The organism is Ruegeria sp. CG3 (genome assembly GCF_056537205.1).
Genome location: NZ_JBQFRC010000003.1, coordinates 22,282 through 36,632, shown reverse-complemented (window position 1 = coordinate 36,632; position 14,351 = coordinate 22,282). Strand labels below are relative to the sequence as shown.

The 14,351-nt window shown below is 59.1% G+C and carries 18 protein-coding genes and 1 tRNA gene; 8 read left to right on the top strand and 11 right to left on the bottom strand.

The genetic code is table 11. The annotated features are described in order from the left end of the window. Positions 1 to 13: 13 nt before the first annotated feature. Positions 14 to 90 (top strand) — tRNA-Arg (locus ACR0NB_RS13440). 406 nt (positions 91 to 496) lie between these two features. Here the strand turns inward: ACR0NB_RS13440 and ACR0NB_RS13435 are convergent. From ACR0NB_RS13435 to ACR0NB_RS13420, 4 genes are all read right to left on the bottom strand, one after another. Beyond that, positions 497 to 871, bottom strand: coding sequence for a YidH family protein (locus tag ACR0NB_RS13435; RefSeq protein ID WP_475142658.1), 375 nt, complete (start codon positions 869 to 871; stop codon positions 497 to 499). 124 nt (positions 872 to 995) lie between these two features. Beyond that, on the bottom strand, positions 996 to 1,496 hold the full coding sequence (locus tag ACR0NB_RS13430) for a Dps family protein (RefSeq protein WP_480775939.1): 501 nt from the start codon (positions 1,494 to 1,496) through the stop codon (positions 996 to 998). A 69-nt stretch (positions 1,497 to 1,565) separates the two neighbouring features. Beyond that, complete coding sequence (locus tag ACR0NB_RS13425) at positions 1,566 to 3,191, bottom strand: acetolactate synthase large subunit (protein WP_480775938.1); 1,626 nt, start codon at positions 3,189 to 3,191, stop codon at positions 1,566 to 1,568. Between the two features lie 51 nt (positions 3,192 to 3,242). Next, complete coding sequence (locus ACR0NB_RS13420; RefSeq protein ID WP_093961673.1) at positions 3,243 to 3,404, bottom strand: DUF1328 domain-containing protein; 162 nt, start codon at positions 3,402 to 3,404, stop codon at positions 3,243 to 3,245. Between the two features lie 123 nt (positions 3,405 to 3,527). Here ACR0NB_RS13420 and ACR0NB_RS13415 point away from each other — a divergent pair, with 123 nt between their 5' ends. Then, complete coding sequence (locus ACR0NB_RS13415) at positions 3,528 to 3,812, top strand: hypothetical protein (protein ID WP_170343247.1); 285 nt, start codon at positions 3,528 to 3,530, stop codon at positions 3,810 to 3,812. 166 nt (positions 3,813 to 3,978) lie between these two features. Here ACR0NB_RS13415 and ACR0NB_RS13410 read toward each other — a convergent pair whose 3' ends face one another. Beyond that, entirely contained in the window at positions 3,979 to 4,833 is an 855-nt protein-coding gene (locus ACR0NB_RS13410) for a formate/nitrite transporter family protein (RefSeq protein WP_170460786.1), read from the bottom strand. 187 nt (positions 4,834 to 5,020) lie between these two features. Between ACR0NB_RS13410 and ACR0NB_RS13405 the strand changes: the two genes are divergently transcribed. Beyond that, positions 5,021 to 5,212: a PLD nuclease N-terminal domain-containing protein gene (locus ACR0NB_RS13405; RefSeq protein WP_093961670.1), complete on the top strand. Its 192-nt coding sequence runs from the start codon at positions 5,021 to 5,023 to the stop codon at positions 5,210 to 5,212. Positions 5,213 to 5,307: 95 nt separating this feature from the next. Here ACR0NB_RS13405 and ACR0NB_RS13400 read toward each other — a convergent pair whose 3' ends face one another. After that, a complete protein-coding gene (locus ACR0NB_RS13400; RefSeq protein WP_170360294.1) occupies positions 5,308 to 5,715 on the bottom strand; it encodes a hypothetical protein in 408 nt (135 codons plus the stop codon). Between the two features lie 54 nt (positions 5,716 to 5,769). Here ACR0NB_RS13400 and ACR0NB_RS13395 point away from each other — a divergent pair, with 54 nt between their 5' ends. After that, entirely contained in the window at positions 5,770 to 6,519 is a 750-nt protein-coding gene (locus ACR0NB_RS13395; RefSeq protein ID WP_480775937.1) for a Crp/Fnr family transcriptional regulator, read from the top strand. Between the two features lie 87 nt (positions 6,520 to 6,606). Here ACR0NB_RS13395 and ACR0NB_RS13390 read toward each other — a convergent pair whose 3' ends face one another. The 3 genes from ACR0NB_RS13390 to ACR0NB_RS13380 form a co-directional block, all read right to left on the bottom strand. Further along, entirely contained in the window at positions 6,607 to 7,176 is a 570-nt protein-coding gene (locus tag ACR0NB_RS13390; RefSeq protein ID WP_480775936.1) for a PRC-barrel domain-containing protein, read from the bottom strand. 152 nt (positions 7,177 to 7,328) lie between these two features. Then, positions 7,329 to 7,949, bottom strand: a complete 621-nt coding sequence (locus tag ACR0NB_RS13385) for a PRC-barrel domain-containing protein (protein ID WP_480775935.1) — start codon at positions 7,947 to 7,949, stop codon at positions 7,329 to 7,331. A 92-nt stretch (positions 7,950 to 8,041) separates the two neighbouring features. Next, positions 8,042 to 8,239 (bottom strand): CsbD family protein, encoded by a 198-nt coding sequence (locus ACR0NB_RS13380; protein ID WP_093961665.1) that lies wholly within the window; start codon positions 8,237 to 8,239, stop codon positions 8,042 to 8,044. Between the two features lie 212 nt (positions 8,240 to 8,451). Between ACR0NB_RS13380 and ACR0NB_RS13375 the strand changes: the two genes are divergently transcribed. The 4 genes from ACR0NB_RS13375 to ACR0NB_RS13360 are packed head-to-tail and all read left to right on the top strand — an operon-like array spanning position 8,452 to position 11,117. Beyond that, positions 8,452 to 8,961 carry a hypothetical protein gene (locus ACR0NB_RS13375; RefSeq protein WP_480775934.1) on the top strand — a complete coding sequence of 170 codons (510 nt, stop codon included), beginning with the start codon at positions 8,452 to 8,454 and terminating at the stop codon, positions 8,959 to 8,961. After that, a complete protein-coding gene (locus tag ACR0NB_RS13370) occupies positions 8,954 to 9,352 on the top strand; it encodes a phage holin family protein (protein WP_480775933.1) in 399 nt (132 codons plus the stop codon). Before ACR0NB_RS13375 ends, ACR0NB_RS13370 begins: the two co-directional genes overlap by 8 nt. Beyond that, on the top strand, positions 9,345 to 10,106 hold the full coding sequence (locus ACR0NB_RS13365) for a hypothetical protein (protein WP_480775932.1): 762 nt from the start codon (positions 9,345 to 9,347) through the stop codon (positions 10,104 to 10,106). The genes ACR0NB_RS13370 and ACR0NB_RS13365 overlap by 8 nt, the downstream gene beginning before the upstream one ends. Before the next feature lie 9 nt (positions 10,107 to 10,115). Continuing rightward, complete coding sequence (locus tag ACR0NB_RS13360; protein WP_480775931.1) at positions 10,116 to 11,117, top strand: AI-2E family transporter; 1,002 nt, start codon at positions 10,116 to 10,118, stop codon at positions 11,115 to 11,117. On the opposite strand, the gene ACR0NB_RS13355 is transcribed toward ACR0NB_RS13360, so the two are convergent. Together ACR0NB_RS13355 and ACR0NB_RS13350 are read right to left on the bottom strand one after the other, a co-directional pair. Continuing rightward, on the bottom strand, positions 11,114 to 12,610 hold the full coding sequence (locus ACR0NB_RS13355; RefSeq protein WP_480775930.1) for a phospholipase D family protein: 1,497 nt from the start codon (positions 12,608 to 12,610) through the stop codon (positions 11,114 to 11,116). The two genes, ACR0NB_RS13360 and ACR0NB_RS13355, sit on opposite strands and share 4 nt — an antisense overlap. After that, positions 12,588 to 14,348, bottom strand: a complete 1,761-nt coding sequence (locus ACR0NB_RS13350; protein WP_480775929.1) for a sensor histidine kinase — start codon at positions 14,346 to 14,348, stop codon at positions 12,588 to 12,590. Before ACR0NB_RS13350 ends, ACR0NB_RS13355 begins: the two co-directional genes overlap by 23 nt. Positions 14,349 to 14,351: the final 3 nt, after the last annotated feature.

Sequence of the window (14,351 nt, the reverse complement as noted above, 5' to 3'; positions counted from 1 at the left end):
AGAAGGGCCCAGCGGTCCCGTAGCTCAACTGGATAGAGCAGCTGACTTCTAATCAGCAGGTTGAGGGTTCGAGTCCTTCCGGGATCGCCAGTTCCTGATCCAAGTGACGTTCGAGATCCAAAGTCGGTTTTTGCGACAAAAAAGCGGTTTTTGGAATTGCGCTCGAACCTGCTTTGCCTTTAGCGCTGATCTTTCAACGGCTTATTCGCGATGCGGCGGTTCATTCAATCTGACCGGGTCCGATAGCACAGCCGCAAGCCGTTGCCTGATCATCTGGACCGGTATGCCGAAGTTTTGTCCCCAGGCGGGGACTGCACCCGCTGCGGCGGCAAAGCAAGCCGAAACCCTGATCGTGCAATGGCGTCTCCACTACACTACCGTCAGGCCATCCAGCGCATTGGCTAACGTCCGCCAGCATCAGAAAGCATCGCCCGATGGACCGAAGGCCCGCGGCGAACTGAAAATCGAAGCGGGCCACCCTGTAGGGGCGCCTCAATTAGACCAACCACAACACCAGACAACATGCGACCGATCCCAAGGACAGGCTCCCAACAACCAATTGCAAGTGGAAGCGAGATGCCGGTTGGGCGCTGTGCGCTTCCAATCGGGAATACACGCGGCGGGCGTTCATCCAGGCTCCCCAATAGATCAGCAGCGAGATCAACACAAAAAGAGTGGCTGCTGCTTTCGCCAGCCACTCGGGCTCGACGGCGGAAAATACGGCCTTGAGGCCGAGGGCGATGGCCACGCATGCCATCCCGGTTCTCATCCAACCCGCAAACGTGCGCTCATTTGCCAAAATGGTGCGGTCTTCGGCCCAGTCGGTCCGCTCCTCGGCCAAGTTTTGGCTTTTCGTGTTTTTGTCAGACATTGCCGCCCTTTGGACTGGTCACCAGATCAGAATGTGCAGGCTTGCCGGTTTTTCGGCAAGCCTGCACAAGACCTTAAACGCGCAAAGTTGGGTCGCAAAACGACACACGCGCCCGGTCACCCCGTCAGCTTGATTTCGAGATCGCCCGCAGCATCCAAGCTGCCTGCTCATGAAATGCCGAACGTTCGGTCGCCAGATCTTCGGTCACGACGTCTTTGCGGCTTCCTGCAAGCTCGGTCAGGGCGTGCAGGCGGTGCGCCACCCGCTCGTGATCGGCGGCCAGATCTTCGATCATTTCGGCGGCGGACAGGTCGCCTTCGCGATCCTTGATCGCCGAGAAATCGAGGATGTCGGACATGCGCGAGGGTGCCAGATGACCCAGCGCGCGGATGCGTTCCGCGATCTCATCAGCGGCGGCGAACATGTTTTCGTACTGTTCTTCGGTCAGCTTGTGAATCGAATAGAACAGCGGGCCTTCCACGTTCCAGTGATACGCATGTGTCTTGAAGGTCAGCCGGTAGGTATCGGCCAGAACATCAGCCAGACCCTTGGCCAAGGGCGCGGTGTCGCGCACGCCAGTGGAAACGGGGTTTTCGTTCGAGACAACGTTCAATGCGTCGGTCATGACAACTCCTTTTTTCTACTGGGGAAGAAACGCCCAAAAACGGATTTGGTTCCACTTTCGGCGAAAAAATCAGGTGACGGTGGGCATCCCGCCATCAGCCGAATAGTCGACCGATACCCGCAGCAAGGTTGGAACGGCGACGTCAGCCGCCGCCTGCAGCGCAGGAGCAAGTTTGCTGTGACTTTCGATATCGTGGTAGACCCAGCCAAAAGATCGGGCCAGTGACTCCAAATCGGGGTTGCCGAAGGAAAACTCGCGCGCATCAGGTTGTTTTTCGTCGATCAGACCATAGCCGTTGTCTTCCCAGACCAGAACGGTTACGGGCACGCACAACCGGGCCGCCGTCTCCATCTCCTGGACGTTCATCAGGAAATCCCCATCACCGCAAACGGCGATCACCCGACCCTCGTCCAACAGACGGGCCGCCTCGATCGCTCCGGGCAGCGCAAGGCCCATACCGGCCAGGCCGTTCGGAATGATGATTTGCCCCGCCCGGCGCGCTTGAACCTTGCTGGCGACCCAAAGTTTGTGCAGGCCAACCCCAGACAACAGAACGTCGCTTTCGCAAAGCGTTTCGGAAATCGCCTGACAAATGTCCGACGGCGCGACACAAGCGGCATCGGGAGGTGTTGGTCCACCTTCCAGCGAGGCGTCAATCCTCCGCTGGAGATCTTTGAACCAGCTTTGCGTGGGACGTTCGGCCGTGGCCTTCGCCAGAACGTCGATGCAGTGCGGAAGGTCGCCTGTCAGAGCGGCCTTTACCGGCCAGTCCACATCAACAGTCGAGGCCACGTCCGAGATCTCGAGAACCGGCTTCTTACCGCCCATCGAGATGTTCGAGGGTGGATATTCAACCGGGTCAAACCCGATGGCAATGATCAGGTCGCACAGGTCGAAGGCTTCTGATGCCAATTCCTTGCCCGGTTGACCGATCGAATGCAGCGAGAGCGGGTGCCCCGGTGGCAAAACGCCTTTGGCCATGAATGTCGTGACGAGCGGTGCGGAAAGGCTTTCCGCAAGTGCCCGAACGTCGCTTGCGGTGCCGGATCGGATCACCCCATGTCCTGCAAGGATCAAGGGCTTTTTCGCCTCGGCCAGCAGGCGCGCGGAACGTATGACCGCATCGGCCGCCGGTCGCACCTCGGCTGGCGGCGGGGCCACGAAAGGTTCGGCCAGTGTCGGGACCTCGGCCAGATCTTCGGGCAGGGAAAGATGGACGGCTCCGGGTTTGTCGATCTTGCTCAATCGCACGGCCTCGGCCACGACTTGGGGAATTTCATCCGCGACCATCAGCGTTCGGCTCGACTTGGTGACTGGCGCGAAGAGCGCTTCGAGATCGATGATCTGATGGCTTTCGCGGCCCAGCCTGGACCGGGCGCCTTGCCCTGTGAGGGCGATCAGCGGCACATGGTCAAGCGTGGCGTCAGCCACACCGGTGACAAGGTTGGTCGCCCCAGGCCCAAGTGTCGAGAGGCATACCGCCGGGTTCCCCGTCAATCGACCGTGAACCGATGCCATGAACGCCGCCGACTGCTCGTGCCGGCACAGGACGAAGTCGATGCTCGATTTGTCGAATGCGGCGATCAGATCGGTTGTTTCCTCACCCGGAACACCGAATGCACAGGTCACGCCGTTGGCTTCCAGGCAGGCAATCAGCAATTCGGCGGCTGTTTGGGTATGGACGGCATCTTTCATCGGGCTTTGAACCTCGGGGTACTGTTTCAGGGAGTGCGGATGCGCGGGGGCTTACCCACGGATCAGCCGCAAGATCAGCGAACCGATGAACAGGACCAGAAAGATCACGAAAAGGATCTGCGCGATACCGGCCGAGGCCGACGCGATGCCGCCAAACCCGAAGATGCCAGCAACGATAGCAAGTGCGAAAAAGATCAGCGCCCAAGACAACATGGGATTTCCTTTCATTTTTGTAACTACTGACGGGTCAACGCTTGGAACCCCAGATTGGTTCCGGATCATTTTAGTGGAACCTTTGGCGACCGCCCGCGTTCGGTCGATGAAAGGAGATCTGACATGACACAGAAAACGGCGAAGAAGGCCCCTCAGGACACTCCCCATGTCGAGATGGCGGCGCGGATTGACGAAGTGGCCAAGGAGGCCAAATCAGCGTTGGAAGATGGCGTAACCGCAACGCGTGACACGTTGAAGACGGCGCGCGATGAGGCGCAAAAGCAGCTGACACTGACATCCGAGAAAAGTGCCGCATTCGTGCGTGAGAACCCAGGCTTGGCAATGGTCGGAGCGTTGGGCGTGGGTGTCCTACTGGGCCTCGCGTTGCGCAAGGCCAACCGCGGCTAGGACACGCGGTACACTGCGACCGATATGGGCATCGAATACGTATTTCCGGCCATGCTCGGCTTGGGTTTGGCCGGTCTACTGATCTGGTTTTTCATCAGGAATCGCTGACAGCGCTATTCGTCACTGCCACGCCAACCAGCCCGCCATCCCAAAGACCCAAAGCGCCTCAGCCGCGCTTTGGGTCTTCTTCTATTTCGGGTTTGATCTGGGCGTAGGCCAGCATCGTGAAGACAGCGGTTCCTCCGATGATGTTGCCGGCGAGAACGGGCAGGAAAAAGCTGAAAACGGCTGCGCCTACTGGCAACTGCCCCTGAAGCATCAGAACCGCCATTTCCACCGAACCGGCAACGACGTGGGTAAAGTCACCGGCCGCAATCATCCAAGTGAAGATTACGATGACCAGCACCTCGTTGTTCTGTGCCGAAGGCAGCATCCAAACGATTGCCGCAATCAGGATCCCCGCCGGTATTCCGCGCAGAAAGCCAACCCAAGCGCCCATGCCGGTGGCGTGGTGGCTCAGGTCGTTGATGACCGAGACGAGTTCGGGTGACAACACCGGCGTATGGATCAGGAAGGCAGATATCGCAAACGCCCCAAGCACATTGGCACCCAGTACGATTGCCCACAGCCTGGCGGTTTTGGTGAAGCAGGCAACGGACGGGTTTATCATGGCTGGAACCACAGTCGTAATCGTGTTTTCGGTGAACAGCTGCATCCGCCCCAAAATGACTAGGACAAAGCCGAGGGAATAGCCCAGGTTCTCGATCAGAAAGCGCCCGCTGGTTTCGGGCAGATGTGCTCGCAAGATCGCTTCGCCGAGCACCGAAAAGCTGATCAGCACGCCTGCGGCAATCCCGGACCAGAACAACGCTTTGGTCGGGCGGTCCAGTTCCTCCTCGCCGTTTTGGCGGATGGTCTCGAATATCAGGCGCGGAGACAGGCCGGACGCTTCTTCGACCGCTTCGCGCTCACTTTCTTTCTCGACAAGATCTTTTCGCGGCGCTTTGATTTTATCGGACATTTTGACCCCATGTATCGACCTTCAAACCCAACGTTCTGCCGGTCGTTTTGGTTCCGTCAGGTACAAAGTTCCTCAAACCTTCTGAAAGAACTGGGATCACGCCCAGATCTTTGTCGGGAACTTTCGGCTACCTATCGCGTTGTTTCCTTGTAGGAACAACGACACGTAATTCGAAAGGAACTTCGGTATGGTGGAAGTATATGGCATTGGCGGACTGATCGTCCTGGTTTTGTCGATCTGGGCCATAATCTCGATCATCGGTTCGTCTGCGACGACCGGTGCGAAAATCCTGTGGGTCCTTTTCGTTCTGTTGCTTCCGGTCATCGGATTCATCTGCTGGCTGATCTTTGGCCCGAAGGCCGCGCGCAGCGCGATCTGATCAGTTCGAAAATTGTTAGTACAAAATCAAAGCGCGGCATCGGCCGCGCTTTTTTCGTTCAAGGATATTGGGGGCACAATGCGCCCTGCGCCGGCTCACCCAGGATCTGAACCGACCTTCAAGCCGTTCCCACTGAAATCGATGGATGCGATCTTGCGTGCAAGATCTGCGGCCGTGAAAGGCCGTATCAGAGCCGCGCATTCAAATTGCGCTTGCACCTCGGGGGACGGGTCCAGCAGCAACAGTGCACTGCCGCGTTCAACCAACAGCCGCGCGACGGCGTCAAATGACGTCTCACTTCTGCGATAACTCAGAACGCTCAGGGCCGGGGCGAATTCGGGGTCCTGCCAGAAATGCCCGCCCGCGTGCAGCTCGCGGATATGGACAATGCGATCGGGCGAAACTCCGGGGATGGCGTCACTGATGTCCGCTGCTTCGATAAAGTTTTCCGTAACAATTAAAACATCTGCTACGCTGCGGGAAGAGGCTTCCATAAATACCATCCTGAAATCTGTTCGATGCCACCGTAGGGCAATCCCGCAGCGCCGCAATAAACTATGACACAGCAACGAAAAATTTCTCTGATCGCATGTGCGGACTGTCCGCTGAGGCAGATGGATGTCTTCCTGCCGTTCTCGGGAGACGACCTGCGGTTCATGCAGGGGTTCAAAACCGGCGAGATGCAGGCCGAACCCGGAACACAGCTGTTCATCGAGGGTGCGAAATCCGCACATCTGTTCACGGTTCTGAGCGGGATGGGCGTTCGTTACAAAACGCTGGAAAACGGTCGTAGGCAGGTCATCGGCTTTGTGCTTCCCGGCGATTTGGTCGGGTTGCAGGCTGGGGTCATGGGCGAGATGCGGCACTCCGTCGAGGCGACAACCGCGATGAGGCTATGCGTGTTCAATCGCTCGCGGCTGTTCGAATTATATCAGAACCAGCCTGATCGGGCCTTTGACCTGACATTCCTGGCAGCCGTCGAAGAGCATTTCCTGGGCGACGCCCTGACAACCGTTGGCCAGCGCGGCGCGATCGAGAAGATCGCGTGGAGCCTGCACCGCTTCTACACACGGTCCCAGGCCGTCGGATTGGCCAAAGGCTTGCGGTGTCCGCTGCCATACCGGCAGCAGGATCTTGCGGATGCGTTGGGCTTGTCGCTGGTTCACACGAACAAGACCCTGCGCCGGCTGAAGGTTCTCGGCCTGGCCGAGTGGTCCAACAATGTGCTGCAGATTAACGATCTTGAGGGTCTGGCCGAGCTTGGCTTGGTCGAAATCACCGAAGCCGTTCCGCGCCCGCTGATCTAAACGTGGCGGATGGACAGGAATTGAAAGACCGCCGACCGAAAAATCGGCCGGCGGCTTGATCACATGCTTTGCGACTGAATAGAGGGTTTACGACCCTTCGTAGGCCGGCATGTCCTTCAGAATCTCCTTGTCCGCGTGAACAAATGCATAGGTGTTGTCACCATCGACTTCACGCATCAGCGACACGCGCGAGAAATCGATCAGAACATCCTTTTCCCCCAAGCCGAGGAACCCGCCGACGCCGATCACGGCCCCATCGACCGATCCATCCATGTCGACGACAACCTCTTCGATTTCACCGATCCACTCTTGCGAGACGTCATAGACGCGCATGCCGGTCAGATCTTCGGCCGGGATGGTGCCTTGGGCAACGGGGACATAACCCTCGATGTCGATGGTGGTGGGATCAACTGCATCGGCCATCTGTCCAGCTTTTTCGCTGATGTACTCACCGGTAGCTTCGGCTGCCTGGTCGACGTCTTCCGCCGTGTTCTGCGCAGCGTTCTTGATGTCCTGCGCGGTATTCGACAGCGCATCACCGGCTGCCTCGGCTGCCTCTTCCAGGTTCTTGCCGACTTCTTCGACATTCGAGCTTTCTGCATAGGCCGATGCCGACATCACCAGAACGATCGAAGTTGTGGTCAGAAAACGTTTCATAGCTCACTCCTTTGGTCTGTTCTGACCGCATTTCCCGCGGTCTTGTTGAACAAACGAATGACGCCGCTACTTGTTCCCAGAAAAATGCAAAAATTTGTTTTAAAAAGAAAAAACCGCGCAACTGCGCGGTTTGACAAGCTGTGTCCAGATACTCAGACCGGGTGCAGCGGGTCGGAAGACCTGGATAGAACCATGTAGTGTTCGTCGTCGGGAATATTGCGTAACTCGGCGAATGGAAAACTCAGGATATCTGGTCGCCCGTCGATCAGAAGAAACCGCAGTGCCTTGGTGTCAGGGTCGAACTCAATATCCTTGAATCTGCCCAACTCACCAGTCGAGTCAAACACGGGGTTGCTCTGCAACTTCGTAAACCATCGGAAGTTGCTACCGGGTGGCGTGGGTTGGGGGCGTTGGCGGAGGGCGTCATTCAGGACCGCCCCCATCACAACCGGTGCAATCGCGTTGCCGAACGGCCCTATGACCAGGGGCGGCAAGCCTTCGATGTCCACTGCAAGGGGATCTTCGTCTTCTTTGCGCTGACGAAGGTGATCCAATTGTTGTTGGGAGAACGCGCACTCTATCTCGCTTGCGCCAAGATCGAGCGTATCGGCCGTGAACGCCACCGGGTCACTCCCTCCGGTCACGCTCAGATTGACCAAGACGTACTCCAACTCGCTCTGCCCAGCGCGGATGGCGATATCGGAAACGCGACCAATTGCGTGGCCGGTTCCAGCTGGGACTACGGGCGTGTTGATGAGGTCAGACAGTTTCATAGTCTCGATGATTGCCTTTGGTGTCTATCTTGGGAGTGTGTGGCGCCATTGCCATGATGCCGCCCCACGCGATGTGCGTATCCACCTTTGGGCTACATGTCCTTCATCAGGCGATCCACGATTTCCCGAACGTCCTCTTTCGAGTCTCCGTATTTCTTCTGGATGATGCCTTCCAGTTGCTCGCGATCGCCGCGGGCTTGTTCGATCTCATCATCAGTCAAATCGCCGAAACGCTCGATCAGCTTGCCTTTGAATTCGGTCCAGCGTCCAAGAATTTGGTCCCAGTTCATCGTAATTTCCTTTCGATTGCTTCGTCGCTGTCAGTGAAACGCATCAAACTCGAACTGGTTCCGGGCGCCAGCGATTTTTCTGCACCTGCCAAGATGCAAGGGCGATCGGACGGCTACCGAACTGTGTCCTCAGTGGCGTCCGAAGTGGTCTTGGGAACAATCTCGCTAGCCATGCGTTGGGTGACCGAGACCTCAACACAGGAGATCGAACCATGCCACGTCGAACCGAGACCACGGAGAAGGCAAAAGCCCATGCCCAAGATCTGGCCGACAAGGTCAAGGACACCGTGACCGCCGAGGCCTCGGCCCGGGCCGAAGCCTTGAAAGACAGCGCAGCGCAGGAGGCGGAGAGCGCCGCCCATGCCGCCGACGCAGCTGCCGATGCATTTCCCGACCAATCTGTGCAACATCAGGTCCTGTCGAGGATTGCCGACAACATGGAGGCAGTGGCTGGGCAAGTGCGCTCTGCCGATTTGGCCAGTATGAGCCGAAAGGTATCTGCTTTCGCCCGGGAAAACCCGCTGTTGTTCGTCGGATCGGCTGCCCTGGCCGGGTTTGCCGCAGCCCGTTTTCTGAGCGCGCGCAATACGGGCGCGGCTCAATCCGCATCTTTTGGGGCAGATCCTTGGGATATTGATCCCTCGCCGCTGCATGGGACCTCGGTCGATACGTCGGGCCACACCAGCGCGCTGGCGCGGATGAATGGTGGCCGCGATGCATAACCCCAACGATCTGCGATCGGCACCGGGGCTTTTGGCAAACGCGCTCAAACATCTGTCGGGTTTGCTTCAGGCTGAGGCGAAGCTTGCCAGGGAGGAGTTGTCCCGAAACCTGACACGAGCGGGCGTAGGGCTGGCCTGCCTTGGCATTGCTCTGATCCTGTTGATGATCGCGCTGAACCTCATGGCCACAGCCCTGGTTGCGTATTTCGCCGTTAATGGATTGTCTGTGGGTATGGCCTCGTTGCTCGTTGGCGCGGGCTTGGCGTTGGCTGCTGCGTGCCTGGCGCTTTTGGGTCGGTCCCGTATGTCCGCCACCGCGTTGGTCCCCGAGCAAGCCATGAAAAACCTGCAGCGCGACATCGAAGCGATGAAGGAGTCGACCCATGTCTGACCTGACACCCCTCGAGGCGCAGATCGCATATGAACGAAGCGCCCTAGTGCGCTCGCTGAATGCTCTGTCGGATACGCTGGCGCCACAGCGCCTGGCAGACGAGGCGAAATCGACACTCGAAGCCTATGGCGGGCAGATCGGTGCGCAGCTCTGGTCCGCGGCTCGAAAAAACCCGGCCGCCTTTGCTCTGTTCGGTGCAGGAACAGCCCTTTTGGTTGCGGGTCCCGGGTCCGGCGCAAAAAGCACCCAATCCCCGCCCCAGGCCGTACCCCCGCAGCAGGCCTTCGACGGGTTTGACCAGCGTGTCGCCCACGCTGACAGCCGCATGAAAAAGGAGATGACCGGAATGACTGAGCACAGCCAATCTGCCAGCGTGCTGTCCGCTGCCTTGGATCGTGGTCTGGACAAGCTCTCGCCCCAAGCCCGTGCCCGTGTGATCGAGGCGCGCAAGGCCGCAATCGGTGCGCAGCAAGCGGTCGAGAAACGTGCGCGGAAGGCGGCGAAGGCCTCGCAAACCTTCGTTCATGATCAGCCGCTGGCGGCCGGAGCATTGGCGCTGGGCGTAGGTATTCTGGCTGGCGCCCTGCTGCCCAACACCCGCAAAGAGGACGAGTTGCTGGGCCACCGGCGCGATCAGCTGATGCGACAGGCCCAACGGGTTTTGAACGAAGAACTGGACAAACTGCATGCCGCGGCCAACGCACGGCTGGATGAGGCGGCTGATCGGGCCTCTCACGCTTTGCGCAGTCAGTGAAGCGCGCCCATGCCCACTGCTTTCAGCTCTCCATCGGCCTTGCGTGCGATGCTGGCGATCCTGACCGGGATCGCCATCATCACCGCTTTGTACCTGGCGCGGTCGATCGTCGCGCCGATCACCTTCGCGTTGGTTCTGGGGGTCGTGGTCGCCCCACTTGCCGACAAGCTTGAGGGGGTTGGTTGCCCGCGTGTGATATCCGCCTCGGCACTGTTGTTCGTGACCAGCACCGTCATCGTCGCGGCGTTCCTTCTGCTTGAACCATTGCTGTCCACGTTGGTCGAACAGTTGCCCGCCATCAAACGCGAATTGCGCTCTTGGGTCGCGGCGATGTCCGAATTCATTCGGGGTATCGAAACGCTTGGCCGCGAGATCGAGGAAACCGTCGGCGCCGATGGGGCAACGGAAACGGAGTCCGCCCTTCCGTCAGTGATGGATGCCTTGTGGCTGGCGCCCAATTTCGGATCAAAGATCCTGATTTTCATCGGCACGCTGTTCTTTTTCGTTTTGACCCGACCCGAACTCTATGCCGCGGCCGGCCCGTTGACAGAGCGGCTGTATCTGGCCGACCGCGCGGTCTATCGCTATTTTGCTGCCGTGACGTTGGTCAATATCGGCCTAGGGACGGTAACGGCCGTGGCCTTGGGACTGATCGGCATCAATGACGCCGTGATCTGGGGGGTGGCCGCCGGCCTTCTGAATTTTGTGCTGTATCTCGGCCCGCTGATGATCCTGACCGGCCTTCTGATCGCCGGCTTAACCCAGTTCGGCGGAGCCGCGGCCCTGTTGCCCCCCCTGATTTTCCTGGCCATCAATCTGTCCGAGGCACAATTCGTAACACCCGCCTTCGTCGGCCAACGTCTGCAGGTGAACCCGCTGGTCGTATTCATCGCCATCATCTTTGGGCTTTGGCTGTGGGGACCGGTCGGCGCCATCGTCGCACTTCCGATCCTGCTTTGGTTCGGCGTATTGATGAACCCCAAGGTCATGAGCCCGGTCTCGACCACCTAGACGATGTTTTCAGTTACCCCCGGAAGAGGTTGCCGCATGTCGCGCGCAACGTCGACGTCATGCGGGACCAGAAAGCCGCTGCGCGCTTCGGGACGCCGCACGCCGTTGGCGCGAACCTCTCGCTTCCACCACGCGAACATGGCATCGGGCTCGATCTGTTTGCGCAGATCGTCCGAGAACCACCAATGGTCCACCAAGGCCTGCCGCAGAATCGCGACCCGCTGCCGATCGGTGATCCGAAGGGCGACCTCTGTGTCCCACCGCAAAGACCGTCCGTTCAGGTTGGCGGACCCGACCAAGGCATGGCTGTCATCCACCACCAGAACTTTGTTGTGAACGTGAATGATCGGAGACCCGCTCAGAACTTCAGCGCTGGCATCAGCCCCACTGGCCGAAATCGGTTGGACCGGGGTCGACACCGAAACCCGGTCTTGGAACCCCTGCTGGATGATCTCCAGACATTTGGCCTGCAGGTCCAACCCGTACTGCGCGTCCAATCCGTCATGGCCGCTAAAGGCCACTTCCTCGGGCAAGGCTGGCAGAACAAGCACCAGTTTCAGATCCTGCTTGGAATGGCCCGCCTCAGCCAAGGCCTCGGCCAGTCGGGTTGATCTGAAATACTGGGTCTCGATGTGCAGAAGTTGCCGCGCGGCTTGAAAGGCGGCGATGTGCTCATCCTCGATCTCATGCGCAATGGTCTTTGGCGACAGCCGCCAGAACGCAAACCGGCGCGGGCTGGACAGGGTGCGGCGCAAGTGTGTCGCCTGCGGGTCCGGTTTTCCGGTTGCGATTTCATGTTCGAACCGGTCGATATGGCGCGCGGCCTCGGCGGCCTCGGGTCCGCGGACCAGCAATTGAACGTCTGACCATGTGTTTTTGGCCAGACGGTCGTGATCCGGTGTGTCAAAGCGCCTTTCGTTCAAGTCCAATCCGCCGAGGTAGCAGACCTCATTGTCGATCACGGCGACTTTCTGATGGTGCGACACGGTGTGAAGCCGGGGCAGCGTGTCCGACCCCAGCCGTACCGCCTGCCGTTCGCGTCGTTCGCGGGACACCTCCTGCATCCGCTGCGCCTTTTTTCGCAAAACCGCGGGTAACAGCGTGGCCCAAGGCAATGCGCCGGCCTGCGCGGGGTGCATGGACACGCGAACGCTCAAGCGCGCGGCCAGTTCAGGTCCAAGGATTTCCGCTAGCGCAACCGCCTGCCGTTTGGTGCGCCAGCTCAGTTCGTGCAACTCGGTCGCAAAGATCGGATCGAAATCGCTGATGACCAAATGAAACGAGACACCCTTGCGGATGACATGCTCGATCAGATCAAACCAGGTATCGCCGATCCGGCGCGCCTCATCGCTGCGAAGCCGTGTCATGAAATCGAATATCCGAAAACTTGCCTTGATCTGGTGCCGGGCCTTCAGAACCGCTTTTTCCAAGGCGGGCCAGGCTTGCTCGGCCGTGATCAGGACTTCCAAGTCATTCTGCTGCGGCACGGGCATCACCGCCTCTCTCATCCGCAATGGTCTGTGGTTCGCTATCGCCTTCTACTTCGGCGATATCGAACGTCACCTCATACACATAATGCGATGACGTCTCGGTTATGGTTTCGGAACCGTCCAATTGGCGGAGGAAGGCCTGCATCAGCCGTTGACCGATCCCGCCGCTGTGGAACAGATCCGCACCGTCGTCCGTCTGCCCGCGCGTGTTGGAGATTTTCAGATGCAGGGTGCTCTCCTCGGGGCGGGTCAATTCCACCGAAATTTTAGGCGGTCCGTCCTGCGGCACGCCTACGTATTTGACCGCGTTCGTCAGCGCCTCGGCCACCAGCATCGACAGCGTGACGGCCTGATCCTGCCCCAGTTCGACCGGCGCGATCCGGCAGTCGACCTCGACCACCTGACCCAGAATTGGCGGTCGATGCGCCAGTTCGGCCACCAAATGCGTGATCAGAGCCTCGGTGTTGATCGTCGTCATCTGCGAGTTCTGGTTCAGGGTCTGGTGCACCATGGCCAAGCCGCGAACCCGACGCTGCAACTGTTCCAGCAAGCGCCGGGCCTCGGGGGTTTCGGCCTTGCGCAAGTGCATGTTCATGATCGAAGCGATCAGTTGCAGGTTGTTTTTGACGCGATGGTGAACCTCGCGCAACAACAGCGTTTTTTCGACAAGATCCCGTTCGTGCTGCGCCTCAGCCTCGCGGATCAAAAAGACCATGCGGTTGAATGCAGTCTGGATTTGCTGGAACTCCTGCGGCGCGCCTGCAAGGCTTTCAATCGGGTCGCGCTCGCCCAACGCAAAGCGACGCACGGCGGAACGCAAGCTGTCGAGATGCCGGATCACCAATCGATGCAGGCCCCACAGGGCAACTCCCAGTCCGGTCACCCACATCAGGATGGGAAAAGCAATGGTCAGGGCCGTACTGCCTGCACCAACAGAGGCCAGCGCCGCCTCGCGCGGCCAACTGCCGATCACGGCAACTTCGCCCGGAATGATGGTGGCAACTGCAAAAACCCGATCCTCGCCGCCAACCGTCTTGGCGGAAAAGGTCTTGCCGGAACTGGATAGAACCAACAGATTTTCCTGCGCGGGCGGCAGGAATTTCTGGACCTCATCCAAGCCCACATTTGACGACAGCACTTCTCCGGTCGCGTCGAACAGGGCGATGACAACGTCGCTCCCGATGTTGCCAACATGCAAGGGCGTCCGTGCCAGCGCATGAGGTATCGAGATGGAAACGAACCCCACAAGCTCGGTCCTGTTCAGGACCGGCTGGGTCACGATGATCACTGATTGCCCGGTCGCCTCGCCGGCACGATTGACAGAAAACGTAAGTTGCGGATTTTCAGAGATCTGCCCGAAACCGGGCGCGTCCGACAAATCGATGGCTCGCTCGACGGTCGAGCAGGCCATGACCCCGTTTGGCTGAATAAACCCGGCAAATACGAACTCGGGCTGGCGTTCGACGAACCGGCGCATGAGGTCCGAACAAGCAGCATTGTCCAAGCCTCCCTCGGCAAGCGCGGCTGTGAGTCCCGAACTTGCACCAACAGCTTTTTGCAAAAGCTCCCGTTCCCGGCTGGCCGCCTCAATCGTGCGCGCCAGAACCGAGGCCCGCGATCTTTCGTCGGCCTCGGTAATAACAGCGCGTGTCTGCAATACCGCAATCAGCCCTAGCGGCAGAAGCGCCAGGGTGACCAGCGCGGCAAGATAAACGGTCAGGCTGCGCGGCTTCGCATCCATCGA

Coding starts and splice junctions, on each gene's coding strand:
- ACR0NB_RS13435 (WP_475142658.1), bottom strand. CDS start 871: ATGTCTGACAAAAACACGAAAAGCCAAAACTTGGCCGAGGAGCGGACC.
- ACR0NB_RS13430 (WP_480775939.1), bottom strand. CDS start 1,496: ATGACCGACGCATTGAACGTTGTCTCGAACGAAAACCCCGTTTCCACT.
- ACR0NB_RS13425 (WP_480775938.1), bottom strand. CDS start 3,191: ATGAAAGATGCCGTCCATACCCAAACAGCCGCCGAATTGCTGATTGCC.
- ACR0NB_RS13420 (WP_093961673.1), bottom strand. CDS start 3,404: ATGTTGTCTTGGGCGCTGATCTTTTTCGCACTTGCTATCGTTGCTGGC.
- ACR0NB_RS13415 (WP_170343247.1), top strand. CDS start 3,528: ATGACACAGAAAACGGCGAAGAAGGCCCCTCAGGACACTCCCCATGTC.
- ACR0NB_RS13410 (WP_170460786.1), bottom strand. CDS start 4,833: ATGTCCGATAAAATCAAAGCGCCGCGAAAAGATCTTGTCGAGAAAGAA.
- ACR0NB_RS13405 (WP_093961670.1), top strand. CDS start 5,021: ATGGTGGAAGTATATGGCATTGGCGGACTGATCGTCCTGGTTTTGTCG.
- ACR0NB_RS13400 (WP_170360294.1), bottom strand. CDS start 5,715: ATGGTATTTATGGAAGCCTCTTCCCGCAGCGTAGCAGATGTTTTAATT.
- ACR0NB_RS13395 (WP_480775937.1), top strand. CDS start 5,770: ATGACACAGCAACGAAAAATTTCTCTGATCGCATGTGCGGACTGTCCG.
- ACR0NB_RS13390 (WP_480775936.1), bottom strand. CDS start 7,176: ATGAAACGTTTTCTGACCACAACTTCGATCGTTCTGGTGATGTCGGCA.
- ACR0NB_RS13385 (WP_480775935.1), bottom strand. CDS start 7,949: ATGAAACTGTCTGACCTCATCAACACGCCCGTAGTCCCAGCTGGAACC.
- ACR0NB_RS13380 (WP_093961665.1), bottom strand. CDS start 8,239: ATGAACTGGGACCAAATTCTTGGACGCTGGACCGAATTCAAAGGCAAG.
- ACR0NB_RS13375 (WP_480775934.1), top strand. CDS start 8,452: ATGCCACGTCGAACCGAGACCACGGAGAAGGCAAAAGCCCATGCCCAA.
- ACR0NB_RS13370 (WP_480775933.1), top strand. CDS start 8,954: ATGCATAACCCCAACGATCTGCGATCGGCACCGGGGCTTTTGGCAAAC.
- ACR0NB_RS13365 (WP_480775932.1), top strand. CDS start 9,345: ATGTCTGACCTGACACCCCTCGAGGCGCAGATCGCATATGAACGAAGC.
- ACR0NB_RS13360 (WP_480775931.1), top strand. CDS start 10,116: ATGCCCACTGCTTTCAGCTCTCCATCGGCCTTGCGTGCGATGCTGGCG.
- ACR0NB_RS13355 (WP_480775930.1), bottom strand. CDS start 12,610: ATGCCCGTGCCGCAGCAGAATGACTTGGAAGTCCTGATCACGGCCGAG.
- ACR0NB_RS13350 (WP_480775929.1), bottom strand. CDS start 14,348: ATGGATGCGAAGCCGCGCAGCCTGACCGTTTATCTTGCCGCGCTGGTC.